The organism is Paenibacillus sp. P5_B5 (assembly GCF_056400365.1).
The window spans coordinates 1-454 of sequence record NZ_JBFULK010000064.1 but is presented as its reverse complement, the minus strand read 5'-3'; the positions used below and the strand labels follow the sequence as shown (position 1 = coordinate 454).

Sequence of the window (454 nt, the reverse complement as noted above, 5' to 3'; positions counted from 1 at the left end):
AGAGTTTACAACACCCGAAGTCGGTGGGGTAACCCGCAAGGGAGCCAGCCGCCGAAGGTGGGGTAGATGATTGGGGTGAAGTCGTAACAAGGTAGCCGTATCGGAAGGTGCGGCTGGATCACCTCCTTTCTATGGAGAATCGTTTCCTGCAACGGAAACATTCGAACAGTGGTTTGCATGACAGACCACTAAAGTTTCTTCACTCGTTGTCAGTTTTGGAAGGATAATACCTTTCATCTTTAAACTTGTTCCTTGAAAACTAGATAGCGAAACGAAATGTAAGAGCTTAGAAACATCCGATGTTTTTCTTAAGCAATTGAGAGAACAACGTTTTATAATTAGCTGGTTAAGCTAATAAGAGCGCACGGAGGATGCCTAGGCACTAGGAGCCGAAGAAGGACGTGGCGAACGACGAAATGCCTCGGGGAGCCGTATGCAGGCTTTGATCCGGGGA

The 454-nt window shown here is 47.6% G+C and carries 2 rRNA genes; both read left to right on the top strand.

Annotated features, from left to right (window positions below):
- Positions 1-129, top strand: a 16S ribosomal RNA gene (locus AC1DOK_RS24565); the annotation flags it as partial.
- A 215-nt stretch (positions 130-344) separates the two neighbouring features.
- Positions 345-454, top strand: a 23S ribosomal RNA gene (locus AC1DOK_RS24560); the annotation flags it as partial.